The following is a 21138-nucleotide window of genomic DNA, read 5'->3' as shown; positions in this document are numbered from 1 at the left end:
CCGGGGCTGCTCCAGCGACCTCGGGGGAGGGTCCTGAAACACCCCTGATCCCGTCCCCCCACCATCCCCTGACGTTTCCGGACGAGCGCAGCCGAGCGAGGAGTTCCCGCATGCGAAGTGCATCCACGGCCATCGGGTACGGGCTGTCGATGATCATGCTGGCACTGGCATCCCTCATGGTCATCCCTGCTCTCATCCGGGCCTCCGGGGACACGGCGTACGGCGCCCTCAGCGCGGGGCAGGTCATCGGCTCGGTCGGGGCGGTCGTCATCGGCTACGGCTGGGGCATGTCCGGGCCCGCGATCATCGCCCGCGCCGATGCCGACGGCCGCCGGGCGGAGTACGTCGAGGCGCTGCGCGCCCGGCTGTTCCTCTGCGTGCCGGTCTGCCTGGCCTGCTGCGTCATCGGGGCCGTCCTCGCCGGCTCCGGCCTGCGGGGCTTCGGGGCGATCGGCGCGCTGGCGCAGGCCGTCATCGGCATGAGCGGCCAGTGGTACTTCGTGGGCATCGTGGCGCCCTACTGGTTCCTGCTCGTCGAAACGGTCCCGCGCGTCGCCGGCACGATGGCCGGCTGGCTCCTCATGCGCAGCGCGGGCGCCGACGCCCTGGTCGGCACCGGCTGCCAGTGCCTGGGCATCGTGGCGGGCGTCCTCTGCAGCAGCATCTACATCCTGGCCCGGCTGCGCCGCGAGGGGGCCCTCCCCCGCAGGACGCGCTCGATCGCCGTCGTCCTGCGCGAGCAGTTCGACGGCGTGGCCGCGTCGATCACGAACGCCGCCGTCCTGTCGCTGCCGATGGTCCTCGTCTCGTTCCTCAACCCGGCCGCCCGCCCGATGTACGCCTTCGTCGACCGGGTTCAGCGTCAGATCACCGTGGCCATCACCCCCCTGTCCACGGTCATGCAGGGCTGGGTGCCGCGCGGCGACCAGCGCGACCGCGGCCGCCGGGCGCTGCTCCTCATGGTGCCGCTGTGCGCGGTGATCGCCGTCGCCGTCATCGCGCTCGGGCCCCTGCTCACCGACTACCTCGGCGGCGGCATCATCCGGCCGGGCATGGGCGTCACCGTCCTCATGGCCCTGTTCGTGGCGCTCGGCACCTACGAGACCGTCCTCAGCCGCGCCGTGCTCACCGCCTTCGACAGGCTGCGCCGCATCACTCGCGCCAACCTGGCCAGCGGCCTGCTGGCCGTCGTGCTGGTCGGCGTCGGCGTGCGGCTGTGGAACGCCGAGGGCGCCCTCATCGGGGTCGTCGGCTCGATGCTCGCGCGCATCGTCGACGAGTACGTGGGCGTGCGCCCCGATCTGTCCGGCCGGGTCGACCGGCTCCCGCGCCGGGCGGCGGTCGAGGGGGCCTTCGAGGACGAGCCCGTCAGCGTGCCGGCCAGGAGGGCGGCATGAGCGCGGGGAGCGGTCCCGGGCGCCGGCTCCACCGGCGCGACCGGTTCGGCCGGCGGGGGCGCGCCGTCCTGTCCGCCGTGGTTGTCGCCCTGCTCGCCCTCCTGGCGGTCGACGTGCGCCTCGTCGCCTTCCCGGACCGCGCCGGGCTCCCCGGGCACGCGGACGTGCTGTTCGTGCTCGGCCCCCACGACGCCGGCCGCATCGCGGACGCCCTCCGGCTCATGGATGCCGGCCTCGCCGACGAGCTCGTCGTCTCGACGCCGACCCACGGCTCGCTCCTCGACCCCGCGCCGAGCACCGCCTTCTGCACCGCCGAGCACCCCTATCCCGTCACCTGCTTCGTCCCCGAGCCCTCGACGACGAGGGGCGAGGCGGCCCAGCTGGCCCGCTGGCGCGCCGAGCGGGGCTGGGGCACCGTCATCGTGCTGACGGCCCGCCCGCACGTGAGCCGGACCCGCTACATCATGGGCCAGTGCGGCGGCGGGCCGGTCACGGTGCTGTCCTACGACGGCGGCATGAACCCCCCGCGCTGGGCCCGCCAGTTCGCCTACCAGGGCGTCGCCTTCGTCAAGGCGGCCGTCATGGGACCGTGCCGGTGAGCCGACCCCACCAGAACCACCGAAGGAAACCAACCCACCCCACCGACCGCCCCACCGAAGGAACCGAACAGTGAAGACCTCAAGAACCTTCCGAGCAGTCCGGGCGCACTGGGCCATCGTGCTCGTCGTCGCGATCATCGGCCTGCTCGGCGGCACCGGCCGGGCCGCGCTGGCCACCCCCCGCTACTCCTCGACGGCCTCGGTGCTCATCAGCGTGGCCGACCCCGACGAGGGGGCCCAGCAGAACTACCAGTCGACGGTCGCCACGACGATCTCCGAGTCGATGAACACCTACTCGTCCCTGGCCACCTCGGGCGTCGTCCTCAACGAGGTCGACTCCCGTCTCGGCCTGGGTCAGTCCGTCACCCAGCTGGCCGGGCGCATCCACCCGAGCGTCCCGCTGAGCACCTCGATCGTCGAGGTCACAGCCACCGGGGACGACGCGGACAGCGCCGCCCGGCTGGCCAACACGACCGTCGCCGTCCTCGGCGACGAGATCGTCGGCTCGGGCATGAAGCAGGGCTCCGGCTCGCCGGCGCTCAAGACCATCATCATCCAGGACGGCGCCGATGCGGTCGTCGAGACCGGTCCGAACCCGCTGACCGGGGGCCTCGTCGGCCTCCTGGTCGGCTTGGTCGTCGGTGTCATCATCGCCCTCGTCGTCGAGTCGGCCCAGCGCCGCGGCACCGACGACTCCCAGACCCGCCGCGGCGCGCACCATCAGGAGGTTGTGGAACTCTCATGAGGACTTCTCGTCGTTTCTTCCTCGGTGCCGGTGCAGCCGGCGCCGTCGCTCTCGGCACGGCAGGCTGCGGCGCCCAGGGGGCCGTCAAGGGCTCCGCCGGGGCCCGGACCGCCGGGGGCGGGTCCGCCTCGGCCGCCTCGTGCGTCTCCGCCTCGGCCCTGGCCGGCGCCGATCAGGGCGCCTCCGCATCCGCCTCGGCCTCCCCGGGCGCGGACCAGAGCACCGCGGCGGACTCCCCGGGCCAGGCCGCCTCGGACGCGCCGGGCAGCACCGGCCCGACGGCCCCCGCCGCCGACCCGTCCTCGGCCGCCCCGAGCCCGGGCGCCCCGAGCCCGGGCGCCCCCGACACGCCCGAGTACGCCCCGGTGACCGGCGAGGGGCTCGTCGCGACCGGCGTCGACGACACCGAGACCATCGAGCGGGCCATCCGCGAGGGGCTCACACTCGGCGAGGGGGCCTTCGTCTACAAGGGATCCGGCATCGACGTGAACGCGCCCGTGCTGCGCGGCCTGGGCGCCGGCCGCACCTTCATCACGATCGACTCGGACTGTCTCATCGACTCCAACCAGCAGTGGAGCTCCCTGTTCATCGAGGGCATCAGCTTCACCGGCGGCCGCGCGGTCATCCGCAACCGCTACCGGGGCGCGAACGTGACGACCATCCACGTCGTGCGCAACTGCCGCTTCGTCAGTTACAAGGAGAACGCCATCTGCCACGCCTCCTCGGACATGCCCTACTGGAAGATCACCCAGAACTACTTCTCGGCGGCCGACTCGACGAACTCGATCGCCGTCGCCCTGTCCGGGCTCACCGACGGGTCGACGGTCTCCGACAACGCTTTCGTCAACAACCGCGTGCACATCAAGCTCGACCACGGCGGCAACAACACCCACATCCAGAACAACGACTTCGTCCAGTCCGCCCCGGGCACGAACCGGATCGCCGTGTGGATCGTGCCGGGCGACCAGAAGGCCAACGCCGGATCCGGTCTGCTCATCGACGCGAACAAGTTCGGCAACGAGTTCGCCGACGCCTCCGACCTGCGCATCGCCTACCTCGACCAGAACGGCGACGACTTCTCGCGGGCGATGCCCTCGGGCTCGGTCTCGGGCGGGTACATCTCGGGTCACACGATCACGGGCTGCAACTTCGCCGGCAACGACAACGGCTACGAGGGCGCGGTCGTCTCGGCGACGCCGAACATCACCGACTGCTACATCGGGCCCATCACCATCTCGGGCGCCTCGCCGAACTGCGTGCTGGCCTTCCGCCAGCCCCCGAGCGGGGACATCCGGACGAAGATCGGCCCCGTCCAGGGAGTCGAGGGCATCGTCTTCTGCAACGCGGGCGACATCATCACGAGGATCGGGTGAGCCCGGCATGAGGCTGACCATCGATCGTCTGCCGGTCCTCATCGTCGGGCTGCTCTTCCTCGTCTGTCTCCCGGTGGCCGAGTGGGCCGTCGGGCAGCCCTCCGTGGGCGCGGCGGGGCCCTTCCTGAAGGTCTGGCGGGTCTACGACCACGACGCCGCGGTGCGTCTGGTCGCGGCGATCGTGGTCGGCGTGCTCGTCGCCCTCGTGCTCCCCCTGGGCAGGGGCCTGACCCCGTCCGAGATCACCGAGCGCACCCGCGAGCCCGTCGAGCTCCTCATGCCCGTGTGGATCGGCCTGGGTCTCGTCATCATCGTGATGAACGCGCTGGCCAAGGGGCGCTACCTCTTCTACGCCACCGCCTATCTCATGACGACCGGGCCGCACGCGGTGGTCGTGGCGTCCAGCGCCCTCTCGCCGCTGCTACCGATGCTGTCGGGCATGATCGGGCGTCGGCACCGGGCCCTGAGCGCGCTCTTCCTCGTCGTCTCGTGCGCGTTCATGTTCGGCTCGGGCACCCGTGTGCTCTGCGGCCTCGTCATCCTCCACCTGCTGGGCCGGGTCCTCGGCGGGCGCCCGGTGCCGTGGTGGGGATGGCTGGCGGGCATCGCCTTCGCGCTCCTCGCCCTGCCCGTGCCGCTCCACAACCGGGGCCAGGCGACGCACGGCATCACCCCGTACACGGGCGCCACGATCGACCTGCTCACCGGCCCGGACTACCTGTCGTCGGTGTGGATCAGCTTCGCCGAGAACATCGCGTTCATCGTTCCGCTGGTCATCTACTGCACGAGCGTGCGCTGGATCAGCCTGGACCAGTTGCTCGTCGAGGTGAACCCGCTGCCCTCGGGCGTGACGGGCTGGCCGCAGATCGCCGACTCGATGCGCGTCCACGACTACATCCCCTTCTCCGCCGTGGGCGAGTGGGGCTCCCTGTGGGGCATCGCCGGCGTCATCGGCTCGGTGGTCGTCTTCGGCCTGCTCACCAGGCTCTGCCTCCTGTCGCTGGGCCGCTGTACGAATGCGACGATGCCGGTCGCCCTGGCGGCGGGCATCGCGCTGGGGATCATCGCGGCCGTGCAGTTCTGCGAGTACAACACCCGCATGACGATGCGCATCCAGGAGTTCCTCGTCGTGCTCGCCGTCGTCGAGCGGATCGCCCGCCCGTCCATCGATGCGCTCCAGGCGCGCTTGGCGGGGCGGCGCCTCGGGCGGTCGCCGGGCGGCGCGGGGCCGCCGCAGGTGGGCGCGGCCCCCGCCTCCCCCGATCCGGTGCGCACCGGTCCAGTACGTTGAGAACCAGCTGAGAGGAGCCCTCGAATGTCCGCTTCACGTGCCCTGACGGTGGCCCGTGCCCTGGCCTGGCTGCTGCCGGCGGGCGCCATGAAGAACCGTCTGCTCACCCGTCTCGGGCACCGGATCGCCCCTCGCGCCAGCGTCGCCCCGAACCTGGTGTGGGACGTCGACGAGTTCGTCGTCGCCGACGGCGCCTCGGTGCTCTCCGGCAACATGATCCGCCACCTCGGCGCCGTCGAGCTCGGCGAGGACGCGATGCTGGGCAGGTTCAACCTCGTCTCGGCCCATCCCGCATACAAGGCCAACTACCCCGAGCCCAACGGCCTGTTCCTCGGCGACGGCGCGAAGGTGCTCAACCGGCACCAGCTCGACTGCTCGGCGGCCGTGCACGTGCGTTCCTTCGCCTCGGTCGCCGGCCACGGCACGACCGTCCTCACGCACGGCGTCGACCTCGGGCGCGACGCCCAGGCCGCCTACCCGGTGACGGTCGGCGAGCGCAGCTTCGTGGGCGCCCGGTGCCTGCTGCTCGGCGGCGCCGAGCTGCCGCCGCACTCGGTGCTCGCGGCCGGCTCCACGCTCCTGCGGTCCCGGGGCGACGAGCGCCCGGAGAGCCTGTACGCCGGGAACCCGGCCGTCTTCCGGAAGAAGGTCGACGGGGCCTGGTTCCACCGCCGCCACCCCCACACGTGGAATCTCTACGTGCCCGGTACGGGCAGGACGATCAGGGGCTGATCCGGGGGCCCTCGTCCGCGCGGTCCTCGGGGGCGCCGTCGTCCCGCCGGCCCGCCGCCATGAGCCCCAGGGCGGCGTCCATGATGATCCGCCGGGCGCGCACGCGCGAGGCCCCGGCGAGCAGCGAGTGGTCGAGCGTGCTCTCGTGGCTGCCGGTGACGGCCCGTCCCCGCGCGCTGAGCCGGGCGACGGCCTCGTCCCCGCGCTCGGTGCGCCAGTGCGGGGCGTCGTCCTCGCCGATGTGCATCTGGACGGCGGTCGTCGCCGGGACCCGGGAGAGCAGGATCGCCGCGTCGTCGAAGACGCCGGCCCGGGCCAGGAGCGTCCAGGCGCGCCGCGGCGCCAGCCGGAGCAGCCGCTGCCGGGTCCGCTTGGCGGCCTGCTTGGTGCGCTCGTAGCGGGAGAATCCGTTCGCGGCGCCCTCGGCGGTGAGAGGGTGGTCGACGCGCAGGTGCTGCAGGTGCTTCTTCAGCCAGGGGCCCTCGAGGACGTGGCGGTAGTGGGACGCCCTCGGGTTCCACCCCGTCGGGTTGAGGATGACGAGGCGGTCGATGCGCACCTGCTCGGCCGCGCGGCCGAACAGCCACATGCCGATGCACGCGCCGACGGTCATGAGCGGGGTGCGCGGCACGGCGGTGCGCAGCGCGCGGATGGCGGCGACGCAGTCGGCGACGCCCTGGTCGTTGAACGGGTTCGGCTCGCCGTCGGTGCGGCCGCTGTAGGCGTCGCCCTGGTCGTTGCGCTCGCAGCGCAGGCTCGCGGCCCCGGCCGCGGCGAGCTCGCGGGCGCTCTGGGCCCACAGCCCGGCTCCGCCGTCGCGCGGTTCGCCGCCGGTGCTGGTGAAGACGACGGCCAGCCGCGGTTCTCCGGCCGGGCGGGTCAGGACGCCGGGCAGTCCGTCGACGCTCACGAACTCCTCGCTGATCAGCGCGCCCCCATGGCGGGTGGCCACGGACCGGGCGGGGTCCGGGACGAGGTCGGAGGCCGGGCCGCGGGGGATCATTCCGACGATCCGGTCGAGGCTCTCCCATGGCACCCGGGCCAGGTGGGGGGCGACGGCGTAGAGGCGCTCGGCGACCCGGCCGTCCTCCTCGGTGACGACCGTTGCGCGGGCGGCGTGCTCGGGCCCCAGGGCGAGCCCCCGTACGGACGCGGCCTGCCGGGGGGTCCAGCTGCGGGCGGGGGTCTCGAGGAGATCGTCGTCGGGGACGATCTGCACCGCGACGCTGCGCAGCAGCTGCTGCTGGCGCAGCTGGTGGCGCCCGTCGATCGGCTCCCAGCTGATGAGTCCGCCGGCGGTCCCGGTGCGGGCCGCGATCGCGCAGCCCAGGCGGAGCCCCAGCGTCGTCACCCCGTGCCCGGGCAGGAGCCCGGCGGCGTACCGCTCCACGCGGGCCATGTCGTCGCTCCAGGCCCCGGCCGGGTCGGGCTCGGCGTCGAGCCCGTGGGAGTCGCCGTCGCCGCGCCAGGAGAAGCGCACGGCGACGAGGCCGGAGCGGGCGCACGCGATCGCGAGGGCCCGCAGGGCGCGGAAGGTGATGACGGCCTCGCGGCCGACGGGCCCGGCGATGACGACGACGCCCTCGGCGGTGCCGCCCTCGGGGGAGTGGACCCAGGCCGACAGGTAGTCGTCCGGGCCGCCGATCCAGGTGGGGACCCCCTGGACGCCGGGGCGGGGGAAGCCGAACCGCGGCGAGGGGGAGCACGGGGGCCCGGGGCTCGGCCCCTCGCCCGTGACGGGGTTCTCGGGCACGGTGTTCTCGGACACGGTCTTCCATTCATCGGCGCGTACCCGGACCGGGGATGCGGGGGAGGGGGAGGAAGAGGAACGGTACGCTCGTCGGCACTGCGGTCCGACCGGTATGATCCTACGCCATCGGGTCCGGCCGGCGCCCCGCCCCGCCGGCCGCGCGCCGGGTCGGGCCCGATGATCGCCGCGGCGGGGCGTCCGACGTGGCAGAGTTGTGACATGCCGGCTACAACAGCTGAACTCGTTGATCTGCTGCGCCTGCGCGCCGAGCCCGACAGCGTCTTCATCGGGCGTCATCCGCGCACGATGATGCAGCGCACCTACGGCGGGCAGGTGCTCGCCCAGTCCCTCATGGCCGCCTACGGCACCGTGCCCTCCGGGAGGGTCGCGCACTCCCTCAACTCCTACTTCATCCGCCCCGGCCAGGCCGACAGCGACATCGAGTACGCCGTCGAGCCGCTGCGCGACGGGCGCACCTTCTCCGTGCGCCGCGTCACCGCGCTCCAGGACGGGCGCACGATCTTCACCGGCTCCTACTCCTTCCACGAGATGGAGCCGGGGCTCGACCACTCCGACCCGATCGCCGCGCAGGTGCCGCCCCCGGACGACTGCCCGGGCTTCCTCGACATCAGCAGGAGGCGCTACGGGGCCTCGCCGCTGTGGCACGAGTGGGACGCCCTCGACGTGCGCTTCGCCGGCGACTCCAGCCGGGGCGGGCTCATCGAGCCGGCCAACCATCCGGCGCACATGCGCGTGTGGGTGCGCACGACCGCGCCCCTGCCCGCCGAGGAGTTCGCCGTCCACCAGGCGGTGCTGGCCTATCTGTCGGACCTGACCCTGCTGTCGGTGACGGTGATCCCGCACTCGGTCGCCTACATGTCGCCGCACCTGCAGGTCGCCACGCTCGACCACGTCATGCACTTCCACCGCTCGGTGCGAGCCGACCAGTGGCTGCTCTACGACATGCTCTCGCCGTCGGCCTCCAACAGCCTGGGCATCGCCACCGGCCGCCTCTTCCAGAACGGCACGATGGTCGCCTCCTGTTCCCAGGAGGGCCTCATCCGGGTCCTCCGGCAGGAGCGCGATCTCCTCACCTGACGCCGGCGGTGGACGCGACGGAGGGGCCCGCCATGGCGGGCCCCTCCGTCGCGTCCGGGCTCAGACCGAGGCGGTCAGGCGCAGCTGGTTGAGGGCGGCGCGCTCGATCTGGCGCACGCGCTCGGCGGTGATGCCCCACACGGCGCCGATGTCGGCGAGCTTGGCCTGGCGGCCGTCGAGGAGGCCGTAGCGGCGGCGCATGACGTCGGCGGAGCGCTCGTCCAAGTCGGAGAGCATGCCCTCCAGGCGCGTGCGGTCCTCGGCGTCGAGCACGAGCTCGTCGGGGCCCGGCGCCGTCTCGCGGGCGATGAGATCGCCGAGCGAGGTGTCGCCGTCGTCCTCGACCGGGGCGTCGAGGCTGACGTGCTCGCGCGAGTAGCGGATGAGGTCGACGACCTTCGACTCCTCGACCCCGAGCTCCTCGGCGATCTCGGCCACCTCCGGCTCGCGGCCCAGGTTGCGCTCCAGGTTGCGGCGCACCGCGAGGATCTGGTTGACCTGCTCGGCCACGTGCACGGGCAGGCGCACGATGCGGCCCTGCTGGGCGATGCCGCGGCTGATGGCCTGGCGCACCCACCACGTCGCATAGGTGCTGAACTTGAAGCCCTTCGCGTAGTCGAACTTCTCGACGGCGCGGATGAGGCCGGTGTTGCCCTCCTGGACCAGGTCCAGCAGCGGCATCTGGGAGCGTCCATACTTGCGGGCCACGGAGACCACCAGGCGCAGGTTGGCGCGCACGAAGTGCTGCATGGCGTGCTCGCCCTCCTCCGCGATGGTCTCCAGCTCCTCGCGGGTGGCGTCGCTCGTCGTCTCGGCGTCCCCGCGGAGGATCGCCTGAGCGTACTGGCCGGCCTCGATGAGTCGGGCGAGCTCAACCTCCTCGGCGGCGTCGAGCAGCGGGGTCTTGGCGATCGACTCGAGGTAGAGGCCCACCGAGTCCTTGCCGTCGATGCCGTCGTTGCTGCGTGCGCGAGTCTTCTCCATCGGTTCCCTTCCGTCGTCCATCCATAGTTTCCAACAACTCGGCGGGGGAAAACCATCCCGGAGGCCGCAGGAAAGTTGAGAAGAGGTCCATCCGCGGGTGGTCCTGCCACCGCGGTCTGATGCCCCCAGCGACCGCAGCGGGACGCGGGGCGGTGGTCCGTGGCCCTGTGACCAGCGTCTTCGTCGCTCCTGGGCGGTGCCTGGCGTCTCCCGACGGGCCGTTCGGACGGCGGGCGGACCAGGCCGGACGGCTGCCGTTTGTTGCCGGGTGACACACTGGTGGGTGGCGTCCTCTTGACACATGCAGCCTTGAGTGCGCCCTGGTCCCGGACCGATGCCCCGGGCCCGTCGAACGCTTCACCAATTGGAAAGGTCCCCTGTGACGGCTCCCACCAAGAACCCTGTCCAGACCTCCGAGGAAGCCGGCGCCGCGTCGGCGGAGAAGGCCACGAGACCGGCCCGCACCCGCACGAAGAGCGCTCCGGCCAAGAATACCGGGACGAAGGGCACCGCGGTCAAGCGGTCGACGTCGAGGAGTGCGTCGTCCAAGGCCGCGCCGGCGAAGGGCGTGGCGGGCGAGCCGGCCAAGGGCGCCGCGACCCGCAGGACGACGAGGAAGCGGACGTCCGAGGGGGGCGCCGGGACGAAGACGAAGAAGACCGGGACGAGGAGGAGGTCCGCCCGCCGGGCGCCGGCCAGGGGGGCGTCCTCGGGCGGCACGGGCACGACGAGCAAGGCCGTCCTCACGAAGGCCATGGCCGGCAAGCCCGAGGGCACCGCCGAGGCGGACGGCATCGAGGTCACCTTCGAACGCGACGGCGACGACATCGTCGTGCGCGCCGGCGGCAGGAAGCGCACGCTCGACGACGTCGACGAGTCGGCGTTCGACCGGAGCGCGGCCGAGAGGGACGAGGCCGAGATCAACGAGGACACGAAGGGCTTCAGCCTCTCCGACAAGGACGACGGGGACGAGCCCGAGCAGCAGGTGACAGTCGCCGGCGCCACCGCCGATCCCGTCAAGGACTACCTCAAGCAGATCGGCAAGGTGGCCCTCCTCAATGCCGCCCAGGAGGTCGACCTGGCCAAGCGCATCGAGGCCGGGCTGTTCGCCGACGAGCAGCTCGCCCAGCACCCCGGAAGGATCAAGCCCGCCGACCGCGAGGACTTCGAGTGGATCGCCGAGGACGGACACCGCGCCAAGAACCACCTGCTCGAGGCCAATCTCCGCCTCGTCGTCTCGCTGGCCAAGCGCTACACCGGCCGCGGCATGCTCTTCCTCGACCTCATCCAGGAGGGCAACCTCGGCCTGATCAGGGCGGTCGAGAAGTTCGACTACACCAAGGGCTACAAGTTCAGCACCTACGCCACGTGGTGGATCAAGCAGGCCATCACCCGCGCCATGGCCGACCAGGCCCGCACGATCCGCATCCCCGTCCACATGGTCGAGGTCATCAACAAGCTCGCGCGCGTCCAGCGTCAGATGCTCCAGGACCTGGGCCGCGAGCCCACCCCCGAGGAGCTGGCCGTCGAGCTCGACATGACCCCCGAGAAGGTCATCGAGGTGCAGAAGTACGGCCGCGAGCCGATCAGCCTGCACACCCCCCTCGGCGAGGACGGCGACTCGGAGTTCGGCGACCTCATCGAGGACTCCGAGGCCATCGTCCCGGCCGACGCCGTGAACTTCACGCTCCTCCAGGAGCAGCTGCACGACGTGCTCGACACCCTGTCGGAGCGCGAGGCGGGCGTCGTCTCGATGCGCTTCGGCCTCACCGACGGCCAGCCCAAGACCCTCGACGAGATCGGCAAGGTCTACGGCGTGACGCGCGAGCGCATCCGCCAGATCGAGTCCAAGACGATGAGCAAGCTGCGCCACCCGAGCCGCTCCCAGGTGCTGCGCGACTACTTGGACTGACGCATCCGGGCCCGCGCGGGCTGGGCGTCTTCATCGCCGGGACGCCGCTGCTGTCGGTCGACGCATCCGGGCCCGCGCGGGCTGGGCTGTTCCTCGCCGCCCCCGGCGGTCCCTCCCGCCTGGGCCGGCCCGATGGCGCGCGTCCCGCCCGGCGCCGCCTCGCAGGACCGTGGGGCCGCCGCCCGGTCTCGGCCTCAGGGGCGTTCGGCCTCGCGGGCCGCCGAGTAGGCGTTGAGGTCGAGCAGCGCCTGGTGGACCATCGCGCGGGTGATCGGGTAGGGGGCCTCCTCGGGCCTGACGAAGTCCATGATGCGGTCGGTGAACTCGTCGAGGCGCCCGGGCCCGACGGAGACCTGGTCGGTCCGCGTCGGGAGGCCGAGGGAGGCGTTGAGGTCGTGGAAGCGGTCGCGCTCGGCGAACTGCCCCTCGAGGGTGAGCAGGACGAGGACGCCGAGGCTGACGATCTCGCCGTGCAGATGGTTCCCGGCGTCCGGCATCGTCGTGTGCGCGTTGTACACCGCGTGGGCGAACGAGGAGTTGAACCGGTGCTGGACGAGCACGCTCGTGAGCCCGGTGGTGACGAGGATGGTGAGCGCCATCTCGCGCACGGCGTCGCTCGCCTCGCCCCGCTCGGCATCGGCCAGGGCCTGCGCGCCGTGGGCGAACAGCGGCTCGGCCCCGCGGCGCGAGATGTCGACGCCGACGCGGTCGGAGTGCCCCAGGGCGAGGCCGCGCGAGCTGAAGGGGCTCTCGACCTGCTTGCTCAGGGCGTCGCCGATGCCGGCCCACAGGTACACGGTGGGGGCCCTGGCGATGATGTCGGTGTCGATGACGGTGTGCTCGGCCGGGCGGTTGCGGAAGATGTGCCGACTGAACGAGTGGTCGGGGTGGTAGATCACGCCGACGCGCGTCACGGCCGCGCAGGTCGAGGCGATCGTCGGGATGGTGACGAGGGCCTTGCCGGTCTGGATGGACAGCAGCTTGCACAGGTCGATCATCTTGCCGCCGCCGACGGCGAGGATCACGTCGGCGCGGGCCACCTCGTCGGCGCCCTGGAGCTCGTCGGCCTTCTCCTGGGTGGCCTCGTCGCCGGCGACGAAGGAGCCGGTGACGGACACGGGGGAGCCCTCGAGCGCCCCGCGGATCCTCGGCTCGGCGGCGGCCATGGCGCGGCGTCCGCCGATGATGACGGCGCTCGAGCCGTGGGCCGAGACGATCCCGGGGAGCGCGGTGTGGACGTCGGCGCCGCCGATCGTCCAGTCGGGCAGATAGGTGCTGGACGTGCTGCTCATCGTCGGCCTCCGCTTCGTCGTCCGCCGGACCCGGCCGGTGCCGGGGCGGCCCGCCGCCGGGACGGACCCCGGGTGAAGAATTAGCCCCGTCGGGCCGGTGCCGGGGCGGGCGCCCGGCGCGCCGCAGGGGGCTCAGCTGAGGAGCGAGGTGTCGCCCTCCAGACGGACGGCGACCTCCTTGATCTTCTCGGCGTGGGCGCGGGCGTGGTGCGCGCAGAACAGGAGCGTCCCGCCGCTCGCGAGCCGCACCCTCAGATGGGCCTGCGCACCGCATCGGTCGCAGCGGTCGGCTGCGGTCAACCGGGTGTTCTCAACAACGGGCGTGCTCACGGCACCCACAGTACGCGCAGGGGACAACAGGCGGGCCGATCCGGCGGGAGGCCGGCCCCGGCTCGGCCCGGAGGCCCCGCCGCGCCGAACCGGTCCGCGGGGCCTGCCGCTGCCGGGGATCGTCGGTGCGCGCCGATAGAGTTCCGCTCGTGTCCAGCACCACGAGCAGCAAGAACTCCGAGCGGCGCTCCTACGGGGCGAAGAACCTCCTCGTCCTCGAGGGCCTCGAGGCCGTCCGCAAGCGCCCCGCCATGTACATCGGCTCCACCGACACCCGCGGGCTCATGCACTGCCTGTGGGAGATCATCGACAACGCCGTCGACGAGGCGCTGGTCGGCTTCGGCAGGCGCATCGAGGTCGCGCTGCGCGCCGACGGGTCGATCCACGTCGCCGACGCCGCGCGGGGCATCCCCGTGGACATCGAGCCGCGCACCGGCCTCACCGGCGTCGAGGTCGTCTTCACGAAGCTGCACGCCGGCGGCAAGTTCGGCGCCGGCTCCTACGGCGCCGCCGGCGGCCTGCACGGCGTGGGGGCCTCGGTCGTCAACGCCCTGAGCTCCCGCCTCGACGTCGAGGTGGACCGCGACGGCGCCACCTGGGCCATGAGCTTCCGGCGCGGCGTCCCCGGCGTCTTCGACGGCGACGGCCCGGACGCCGGCTTCACCCCCGGCGGGGGGCTGCGCCGCGTCGGCAGGGTGCGCAAGGGCGTGACGGGCACCCGCGTCACCTACTGGCCCGACCGGCAGATCTTCCTCGGGGACGCCCAGCTGTCCGTCGAAAAGCTCGTCGAGAGGGCTCGCCAGACCAGCTTCCTCGTGCCCGGCCTCGAGATCGTCCTCGACGACGAGCGCGGCCCCGAGCCGGTCCGCGAGTCCTTCAGGCACGACGGCGGCATCAGCGAGTTCGCCGATTTCCTGAGCACCGGCGAGCCCGTCACCGAGGTGCTGCGCCTCCAGGGCTCCGACTCGTTCGTCGAGACGGTTCCCATGCTCGACGAGTCGGGGGTCATGACGCCCACCGACGTCCAGCGCCGGCTCGACGTCGACATCGCCGTCATCTGGGACAACGGCTACGACACCGTCGAGCGCTCCTTCGTCAACATCATCGCCACCCCCAAGGGCGGCACCCACGTCCAGGGCTTCGAGCGCGGTCTCACGAGGGCCTTCGTCACCGGCCTGGACGGCACCCGGCTGCTGCGGGCCAGCGACGACGTCGTCAAGGAGGACATCCTCGAGGGCCTCACCGCCGTCATCACGGTGCGCCTGCCCGAGCCGCAGTTCGAGGGGCAGACCAAGGAGGTCCTCGGCACGCCGCCGGTCACCCGCCTGGTGGCCCGGATCGTCGAGGAGCGGATGGGGGACTACTTGGGCTCGACCCGACCCGCCGTGCGTGCCCAGGCCCGCGCCCTCATGGAGAAGGTCGTCAACGCCTCCCGCACCCGTCGGGCGGCCCGGGCCCACCGGGAGAACCAGCGCCGCAAGAACGCGCTCGAGTCGAGCTCCATGCCGCCCAAGCTGAAGGACTGCCGCAGCGCCGACGGCGAGCGCAGCGAGCTGTTCATCGTCGAGGGCGATTCGGCCCTGGGCACCGCCTCGCGCGCCCGCGACAGCGAGTTCCAGGCCCTGCTGCCCATCCGCGGCAAGATCCTCAACGTCCAGAAGGCCTCCCTCGGCGACATGCTGAAGAACCAGGAGTGCTCGGCGATCATCCAGGTCGTCGGCGCCGGCTCGGGGGCCGGCTTCGACCTCGACCAGGCCCGCTACGGCAAGGTCATCTTCATGGCCGACGCCGACTCCGACGGCGCCCACATCCGCTGCCTGCTCGCCACGCTCTTCTTCCGCTACATGCGCCCGATGATCGAGGCCGGCCGCGTCTACAGCGCCGTCCCGCCGCTGCACCGCTTCGAGCTGACGAATCCGCGCAAGGGCATGGAGAAGTACATCTACACCTACTCCGACCCCGAGTACCAGCGGAAGACGGCCGAGCTCACGAAGAAGCGGATCCGCTTCAAGGAGCCGCAGCGCTACAAGGGCCTCGGCGAGATGGACGCCGACCAGCTGGCCGACACGACGATGAACCCGCGCCACCGGATGCTGCGCCGCATCACCATCGACGACGCCGAGACCGCATCGCGCACCTTCGAGCTGCTCATGGGCAACGAGGTGGCCCCGCGCAAGGAGTTCATCGTCGCCGGCGCCTACCAGCTCGACGAGGACCGCATCGACGTGTGAGCCGTGTCCGGTCACCGGGACACGGTCCGGCCCGCTGGCCCGGTCCGTAGCCTGGAGCGGTGAGCTCGGCCGGCACAGCCGTCTCCGGACGGGCCCGCCCCGTCCCGGGCCGCCCATCGCACCGGTCGACGCCGCCTCGCGCACCCGCGTCCTGGCCCGGGCCCTGTGGGGCTGGGGCACCCAGCCGTGGAACACGGTCGTCACGATCCTCGTGTTCCCCGTCTACCTGGTCGGCCCCTCGTTCGGCTCGGCCAACCACACCGCCTACGTGCAGTTTGGTACGTGCAGTTGGTCTGCATGACGATCGCCTCTGCCGTGATCGCCCTCGTCGCGCCCGTGCTGGGCCGGAACACCGACCGCACCGGCCGGACGATGAGCGCCCTGCGGGTCCTCACCCTGGGCCGTGGCGGCCGTCGACGCCGCCCTGTTCCTCATCGCCGACGAGTCCGTCTTTCTGTGGGCGGGTTTCATCATGCTGGACCTGGGCACGGTCGCCTCCGAGGTCGCCGGCTCGCTCTGCAACGGCGTCATCGACCGGGTCCCGACGCCGCAGAACGTCGGCCGCGTCGCCTCGCCCCTGGCCCCGCCCATGTTCGGCCTGTGCGTCGGCCTCGGAGCCCGTCCCACCGGCGCCGAGAACACGCAGTACCTCGGCATCGTCGGCATCGCCGTCGTGCTCGCCGCCGGCCTGCTGGTCCTGCCCGGCCGGGTGCCGCGGATCGCGGCCGGGCGGGGGCGGGGCTGATCAGCCGGCCCGGGCCCGGCCCAGGCGCAGCACCTCGTGCATGAGGTCGTGCAGGGGGACCGGCACGTCCGCCTCGTGCGCGAGCCGGACGATCGCGCCGGTCTGCGGGTCGAGTTCGCTGGGGCGGCCGGCCATCAGGTCGCGGCACAGCGAGGCGGTGCTGCCGGCGGGCTGGCGGGCGTTGAAGGCCATGATCTCGTCGACCGCGTCCGCCCCCACGTCGACGCCCTGCGCCTGCGCCACGGCGGCGATCTCGGCGGTGGCTCGGCGCCACAGGTCGGCCAGCTGGGGCCGAGCGCCCAGCTCGCCGAGGGTCAGCCCGGTCATGGCGCCCAGCTCGCCGAGCGGGATCACCATCATGGCCTTGCGCCACAGGGCGGCCCAGATGTCGTCCGGCTCGGGTGAGCCGATGCCCGCCCCCTCCAGCGCCTCGCGCAGGGCGCGGACGCGGACGGTGCCGGCGTTGTCCCATTCGCCGACCTCGAGCGTCCCCGGCCCGCCGTGGCGGGCGATGACTCCGGGCTGCTCGGTCATGGCGAAGATCTTCATGACGCCGGGGAGCGTGTGACCATCGCCGACGACCCCGGCGGTCAGGCGCGGGCCGTCCACGCCGTTCTGGGTGGTGACGACGGCCGTGCCGGGGCCGATGAGGGGACCGGCGGTCCGTAGCGCCTCGGTGATCCGGGTGGCCTTGACGCAGCTGAGCACGTAGTCGACTGGGCCGATTGCAGCCGGGTCGTCGGTCGCGGTGACCGACACGGTGAACTCCTCGTCACCGACCAGCCGCAGCCCGTCGGCCCGCAGCGCCTCGAGGGTGCGGCCCCTGGCGACGAAGGACACGTCGTGACCGGCGCGGGCCAGCCGCCCGCCGAGGAAACCACCCACGCCACCGGCACCGACGACAGCGAATCTCATGGCCCGAGTCTACGGGCGGGTGCTGCCCGACCCCGCGGTTGTCGTGCGAAGACGCACGGGGACCGCAGGACGAGCCGGAACCGCGCAGTGATCGCTCAGTGCGGCATGACGCGGGAGCTGACCGCCGCCACCGGCCGGACCAGGGGCGTTCCGGAGCCGTCCCGCTTCCCGGTCGCCGGGGGCAGGTCGACGGCCGAGCCGCTGGCCGCGGCGGCGACGGCCGGCGCCGGGCCGACCCAGGCGAGCGTCAGGGCGTCCTCGCCCTTGAGGAAGCGGTGGCAGCGCACCCCGGCGGTGGCGCGGCCCTTGGCCGGGTACTCGGCGAAGTCGGTGAGCTTGACGGAACCGGCCTCGGTGCCGGGCAGGGCCTCCGAGGAGCCCGACACCGTCACGACGACGGCGCCGCTCGTCGGCGAGGCGCCGAACCAGAGGGCCTGCGCGTCCTCGCCGAGTCGGATGCCCGCCACGCCGCCGCCGCCGCGGCCCTGCGGGCGCACGAGCGAGGCGGGGAAGTGCAGCAGCTGGGCGTCCGAGGTGACGAAGACGAGGTCGTCGTCCTCGTCGACGAGCTGGAGCGCGCCGACGAGCTCGTCGCCGTCGTCGAGCCGGATGATCTCCCACGCGTCGCGGGTGAGCACCTCGGGGTTGACCCGTTTGACGACGCCGGCCCGTGTGCCGACCGCCAGTCCTGGGCCGTCGGGGTCGAGCGTCGTGAGCGCGAGGGGACGCTCGTCGCGCTCGAGGGCGACGAGCTCGGTGAGCCGGGCGCCGCCGCGCAGGCTCGGCGCGTTGGCCGTCTGCACGGTCTCGGGCAGGTCGATGACGCGGGCCCGCACGAGGCGCCCGGCCGTCGTGACGACGCCGAACTCGGCGTGGGTGCTCGTGGCGATCGCCGAGACGATGACGTCGTGGCGTCCGCGCGGCCCGGAGGCCGGCAGCGCGTCGGGGTGCGCGGCGCCCTCGGGACGGTTCATCCGGGCGACGAGGCCTGCCGAGCCGAGCATGACCCAGCACGGGCCGTCGGGGATCTCCAGCGGCTCGGCGGCGGCCGGCAGGGCGGCCCCGGAGTCCTCCAGCAGCACCGTGCGGCGCGGCGTGCCGTACCTCCTGGCGACCTCGGTGAGCCGGTCGGAGACGACCCGGTGGAGGCGCTGCGGGTCCTCGATGATCCCGGTGAGCTCCTCGATGCGGCGCCTCAGCTCGTCGCGCTCGGTCTCCAGCTCGATGCGGCTGAGCCTCGTGAGACGGCGCAGTTGCATGTCGAGGATGTGGTTGGCCTGGATCTCGTCGAGCTCGAAGGCGGCGATGAGGCGCTCCCTGGCCTGGCCCGCGTCCTCGGACGAGCGGATGATCGCGATGACGTCGTCGATGTCGATCATCGCCAGCAGCAGGCCCTCGACCAGGTGCAGGCGCTCCTGCGCCCTGTCGAGCTGGAAGCGGGCGCGGCGCAGGCAGACGTCGAGGCGGTGGTCGAGGTAGACCTGCAGGAGCTCCTTGAGCCCGAGCGTGCGCGGCTGGCCGTCGACGAGCGCCACGTTGTTGATGCCGAAGGAGTCCTCCAGCTTCGTGTGCCGGTACAGCTGGGCGAGCAGGGCGTCGGGGTTGATGCCGTTCTTGACCTCGATGACGAGGCGCAGCCCGTTGGTCAGGTCGGTGAGGTCCTTGACGTCGGCGATGCCGGTGATCCTCTTCGTCTGGACCAGGTGCTTGATCTGCTCGATGATCTTCTCGGGCCCGACGGCGAACGGCAGCTCCGTGACGACGATGCCGCGCCGGCGCGGGCTCACCTGCTCGATGCGGGCCGTCGCGCGGGTCCGGAAGCTGCCTCGGCCGGTGGCGTAGGCGTCCCGGATGCCGCCCATCCCGACGATCCTGCCGCCGGTGGGCAGGTCCGGGCCCGGGATGAAGCGCATGAGCTCGTCGAGGTCGGCGTCGGGGTGCCCCAGCAGGTGCTTCAGCGCCTGGACGACCTCGACGAGGTTGTGCGAGGGCATGTTCGTCGCCATGCCGACGGCGATGCCGGTCGCCCCGTTGACGAGCAGGTTCGGGAAGGCGGCCGGAAGGACGGCCGGCTCGGTCTCCTTGCCGTCGTAGTTGGGGCGGAAGTCGACGGTGTCCTCGTCGAGGCCCTCGATCATCGGCAGCGCGGCGGGGGCCATGCGGCACTCGGTGTAGCGCATCGCGGCGGGCCCGGCGTCGAGCGAGCCGAAGTTCCCGTGGCCGTCGACGAGCCGCAGCCGCATCGACCAGTCCTGGCCCATCCGGACGAGGGCGTCGTAGATGGCCGAGTCGCCGTGCGGGTGCAGCTTGCCCATGACGTCGCCGACGACGCGGGCGCACTTGACGAAGGGGTGGTCGGGCAGCAGCCGCTGCTGGCTCATGCCGTAGAGGATGCGCCGCTGCACCGGCTTGAGGCCGTCGCGGGCGTCGGGCAGGGCGCGGGCGTAGATGACCGAGTAGGCGTACTCGAGGAAGGAGGACTCCATCTCGTTCGAGACGTCGACGTCGATGATGCGTTCCTCGAAGTCGTCCTCGGGGGGCGTCGTGGTGCGTGTCATCTGCTGATCTGCTCCTGACTGTGGGCCAGCCCCGATTCTCGGGCATCGGGGCGACGGGGGGAATCATTCCACGCCGGTCGGGGGCCGATCAGCCAGCACCCGGCTCAGGCGCGCACCTCGACGACCGTGCGGCCGTGCGCGCGGTGCCCGATGAGCTCCTCGGCGGCACCGATGGCGCCGTCGAGCGGCACGGTGCGCGCGGTGACGGCGTCGATGCGCTCGCCGGGCAGCGCGGCGAGCAGGCCCCAGGCCTCGCGGCGGGCCTCGACGGGGGCCTCGACGGAGTCGACGCCGGCCAGGGTCACATTGCGCAGGATGAACGGCATGACGGTGCCGGGCAGGGCGGGGGAGCCGGCCAGGCCGCAGGCCGTGACGGTGCCGGAGTAGGCGGTCTGGGCCAGCGCGTTGACGAGCACCTGGCCGCCGACGGTGTCGACGACACCGGACCAGCGCTGCTTCTGGAGGGCGCCCCGCTGGTCGCACAGCTCGGCGCGGTCGACGATCCGCTCGGCGCCCAGGCCCCGCAGGTAGTCGCCCAGCTCCTCGGGGCGGCCGGTGAGCGCCGCGACGTGGTGGCCCGCCGCGGCGAGCAGCAGGATGGCGACCGAGCCGACGCCGCCGGTGGCGCCGGTGACGAGGACGGGCCGCTCGGGGCCGGTGACGAGCCCGGCCCGGCGCAGCCGCAGGAAGCACAGGGCCGCGGTGTAGCCGGCCGTGCCGAGCGCCGCGGCCCGGGCGGGGCTCAGGCACGACGGCAGGGCGACGAGGCGGTCGCCGGGCACGCGGGCGAGCTCGCTGAAGGCGCCGTTGCGGGTCTCGGACATGCCGATCCCGTTGAGGAGGACCGCCTCGCCGGGCCGCCAGAGCGGGTCGGAGGACTGCCGGACGGTGCCGACCAGGTCGATGCCGCCGATGAGCGGTGTCCGGCGGACGATGCCGGGCAGGCCCGTGAGCGCCATGGCGTCCTTGTAGTTGATGCTCGAGTGGCTGACCTCGACGAGTACCGGGTCGTCGCCGAGGAAGGACTCGTCGACCTCCTCGACGGCCGCGGTGTTGACGGGCCGGTCGTCGCCGTGCTCGTGGGCGGGGTTGGAACGGATGACGATGGCGCGCGGCATGCTGCACCTCCAGTGGTTCGGGGCGGCCCGGTGGGAGAGCCCTCCCAGAATGCCGTGCCGGCCGGGGG

Annotated in this window: 17 protein-coding genes; 10 read left to right on the top strand and 7 right to left on the bottom strand. The window is 72.6% G+C overall.

The window, feature by feature from the left end:
- Positions 1-110: 110 nt before the first annotated feature.
- The 6 genes from K336_RS0107145 (at position 111) to K336_RS15160 (ending at position 6137) form a co-directional block, all read left to right on the top strand.
- Positions 111-1397 carry a lipopolysaccharide biosynthesis protein gene (locus tag K336_RS0107145; RefSeq protein ID WP_021797722.1) on the top strand — a complete coding sequence of 429 codons (1287 nt, stop codon included), beginning with the start codon at positions 111-113 and terminating at the stop codon, positions 1395-1397.
- A complete protein-coding gene (locus K336_RS0107140) occupies positions 1394-1996 on the top strand; it encodes a YdcF family protein (RefSeq protein ID WP_021797726.1) in 603 nt (200 codons plus the stop codon). The genes K336_RS0107145 and K336_RS0107140 overlap by 4 nt, the downstream gene beginning before the upstream one ends.
- Positions 1997-2066: 70 nt before the next feature.
- Positions 2067-2741 (top strand): YveK family protein, encoded by a 675-nt coding sequence (locus K336_RS0107135; protein ID WP_028706650.1) that lies wholly within the window; start codon positions 2067-2069, stop codon positions 2739-2741.
- Positions 2738-4114, top strand: coding sequence for a hypothetical protein (locus K336_RS16975; RefSeq protein WP_051245495.1), 1377 nt, complete (start codon positions 2738-2740; stop codon positions 4112-4114). Before K336_RS0107135 ends, K336_RS16975 begins: the two co-directional genes overlap by 4 nt.
- Before the next feature lie 7 nt (positions 4115-4121).
- Positions 4122-5405: a hypothetical protein gene (locus K336_RS0107125; protein WP_028706649.1), complete on the top strand. Its 1284-nt coding sequence runs from the start codon at positions 4122-4124 to the stop codon at positions 5403-5405.
- A 24-nt stretch (positions 5406-5429) separates the two neighbouring features.
- Positions 5430-6137 carry an acyltransferase gene (locus tag K336_RS15160; RefSeq protein ID WP_021796728.1) on the top strand — a complete coding sequence of 236 codons (708 nt, stop codon included), beginning with the start codon at positions 5430-5432 and terminating at the stop codon, positions 6135-6137.
- Here the strand turns inward: K336_RS15160 and K336_RS0107115 are convergent.
- Complete coding sequence (locus tag K336_RS0107115; RefSeq protein WP_028706648.1) at positions 6127-7905, bottom strand: alpha/beta hydrolase family protein; 1779 nt, start codon at positions 7903-7905, stop codon at positions 6127-6129. The genes K336_RS15160 and K336_RS0107115 overlap by 11 nt on opposite strands.
- A 201-nt stretch (positions 7906-8106) precedes the next feature.
- On the opposite strand from K336_RS0107115, the gene K336_RS0107110 reads away from it, so the two are divergent.
- The gene (locus K336_RS0107110; RefSeq protein WP_021796727.1) at positions 8107-8985 is read left to right on the top strand and encodes an acyl-CoA thioesterase; all 879 of its coding nucleotides are present in this window, start codon (positions 8107-8109) and stop codon (positions 8983-8985) included.
- A 60-nt stretch (positions 8986-9045) separates the two neighbouring features.
- Here K336_RS0107110 and K336_RS0107105 read toward each other — a convergent pair whose 3' ends face one another.
- Positions 9046-9969 carry a sigma-70 family RNA polymerase sigma factor gene (locus K336_RS0107105; protein WP_028706647.1) on the bottom strand — a complete coding sequence of 308 codons (924 nt, stop codon included), beginning with the start codon at positions 9967-9969 and terminating at the stop codon, positions 9046-9048.
- A 334-nt stretch (positions 9970-10303) separates the two neighbouring features.
- On the opposite strand from K336_RS0107105, the gene K336_RS0107100 reads away from it, so the two are divergent.
- Positions 10304-11881, top strand: coding sequence for an RNA polymerase sigma factor (locus K336_RS0107100; RefSeq protein ID WP_081660664.1), 1578 nt, complete (start codon positions 10304-10306; stop codon positions 11879-11881).
- 194 nt (positions 11882-12075) lie between these two features.
- On the opposite strand, the gene K336_RS15155 is transcribed toward K336_RS0107100, so the two are convergent.
- Both K336_RS15155 and K336_RS0107085 read right to left on the bottom strand, forming a co-directional pair.
- Positions 12076-13173, bottom strand: a complete 1098-nt coding sequence (locus K336_RS15155) for an iron-containing alcohol dehydrogenase family protein (protein ID WP_043150501.1) — start codon at positions 13171-13173, stop codon at positions 12076-12078.
- A 132-nt stretch (positions 13174-13305) separates the two neighbouring features.
- Positions 13306-13503 (bottom strand): DUF7455 domain-containing protein, encoded by a 198-nt coding sequence (locus K336_RS0107085; protein ID WP_028706645.1) that lies wholly within the window; start codon positions 13501-13503, stop codon positions 13306-13308.
- A 149-nt stretch (positions 13504-13652) separates the two neighbouring features.
- Between K336_RS0107085 and K336_RS0107080 the strand changes: the two genes are divergently transcribed.
- Together K336_RS0107080 and K336_RS0107075 are read left to right on the top strand one after the other, a co-directional pair.
- The gene (locus tag K336_RS0107080) at positions 13653-15734 is read left to right on the top strand and encodes a DNA gyrase/topoisomerase IV subunit B (RefSeq protein WP_028706644.1); all 2082 of its coding nucleotides are present in this window, start codon (positions 13653-13655) and stop codon (positions 15732-15734) included.
- Between the two features lie 403 nt (positions 15735-16137).
- Positions 16138-16479: a hypothetical protein gene (locus K336_RS0107075; RefSeq protein ID WP_028706643.1), complete on the top strand. Its 342-nt coding sequence runs from the start codon at positions 16138-16140 to the stop codon at positions 16477-16479.
- Here the strand turns inward: K336_RS0107075 and K336_RS0107070 are convergent, their stop codons facing one another.
- The 3 genes from K336_RS0107070 to K336_RS0107060 form a co-directional block, all read right to left on the bottom strand.
- On the bottom strand, positions 16480-17394 hold the full coding sequence (locus K336_RS0107070) for a 2-dehydropantoate 2-reductase (protein ID WP_021797032.1): 915 nt from the start codon (positions 17392-17394) through the stop codon (positions 16480-16482).
- Between the two features lie 95 nt (positions 17395-17489).
- Positions 17490-19952 (bottom strand): DNA gyrase/topoisomerase IV subunit A, encoded by a 2463-nt coding sequence (locus K336_RS0107065; RefSeq protein WP_028706642.1) that lies wholly within the window; start codon positions 19950-19952, stop codon positions 17490-17492.
- A gap of 104 nt (positions 19953-20056) precedes the next feature.
- Positions 20057-21070 carry an MDR family oxidoreductase gene (locus K336_RS0107060; protein ID WP_028706641.1) on the bottom strand — a complete coding sequence of 338 codons (1014 nt, stop codon included), beginning with the start codon at positions 21068-21070 and terminating at the stop codon, positions 20057-20059.
- Positions 21071-21138: the final 68 nt, after the last annotated feature.

This window comes from Propionibacterium acidifaciens DSM 21887 (genome assembly GCF_000426605.1).
In the GTDB taxonomy this organism is placed as follows: Bacteria; Actinomycetota; Actinomycetes; order Propionibacteriales; family Propionibacteriaceae; genus Propionibacterium; species Propionibacterium acidifaciens.
The sequence above is the reverse complement of the archived record's forward strand: the minus strand, read 5'-3'. Positions and strand labels throughout refer to the sequence as shown.

What these genes read in the sequence shown, in the direction of transcription:
- K336_RS0107065 (WP_028706642.1), bottom strand. Translation starts at nt 19,952, where the DNA reads ATGACACGCACCACGACGCCCCCCGAGGACGACTTCGAGGAACGCATC.
- K336_RS15155 (WP_043150501.1), bottom strand. Translation starts at nt 13,173, where the DNA reads ATGAGCAGCACGTCCAGCACCTATCTGCCCGACTGGACGATCGGCGGC.
- K336_RS0107105 (WP_028706647.1), bottom strand. Translation starts at nt 9,969, where the DNA reads ATGGAGAAGACTCGCGCACGCAGCAACGACGGCATCGACGGCAAGGAC.
- K336_RS15160 (WP_021796728.1), top strand. Translation starts at nt 5,430, where the DNA reads ATGTCCGCTTCACGTGCCCTGACGGTGGCCCGTGCCCTGGCCTGGCTG.
- K336_RS0107140 (WP_021797726.1), top strand. Translation starts at nt 1,394, where the DNA reads ATGAGCGCGGGGAGCGGTCCCGGGCGCCGGCTCCACCGGCGCGACCGG.
- K336_RS0107070 (WP_021797032.1), bottom strand. Translation starts at nt 17,394, where the DNA reads ATGAGATTCGCTGTCGTCGGTGCCGGTGGCGTGGGTGGTTTCCTCGGC.
- K336_RS0107110 (WP_021796727.1), top strand. Translation starts at nt 8,107, where the DNA reads ATGCCGGCTACAACAGCTGAACTCGTTGATCTGCTGCGCCTGCGCGCC.
- K336_RS0107060 (WP_028706641.1), bottom strand. Translation starts at nt 21,070, where the DNA reads ATGCCGCGCGCCATCGTCATCCGTTCCAACCCCGCCCACGAGCACGGC.
- K336_RS16975 (WP_051245495.1), top strand. Translation starts at nt 2,738, where the DNA reads ATGAGGACTTCTCGTCGTTTCTTCCTCGGTGCCGGTGCAGCCGGCGCC.
- K336_RS0107125 (WP_028706649.1), top strand. Translation starts at nt 4,122, where the DNA reads ATGAGGCTGACCATCGATCGTCTGCCGGTCCTCATCGTCGGGCTGCTC.
- K336_RS0107100 (WP_081660664.1), top strand. Translation starts at nt 10,304, where the DNA reads ATGCCCCGGGCCCGTCGAACGCTTCACCAATTGGAAAGGTCCCCTGTG.
- K336_RS0107145 (WP_021797722.1), top strand. Translation starts at nt 111, where the DNA reads ATGCGAAGTGCATCCACGGCCATCGGGTACGGGCTGTCGATGATCATG.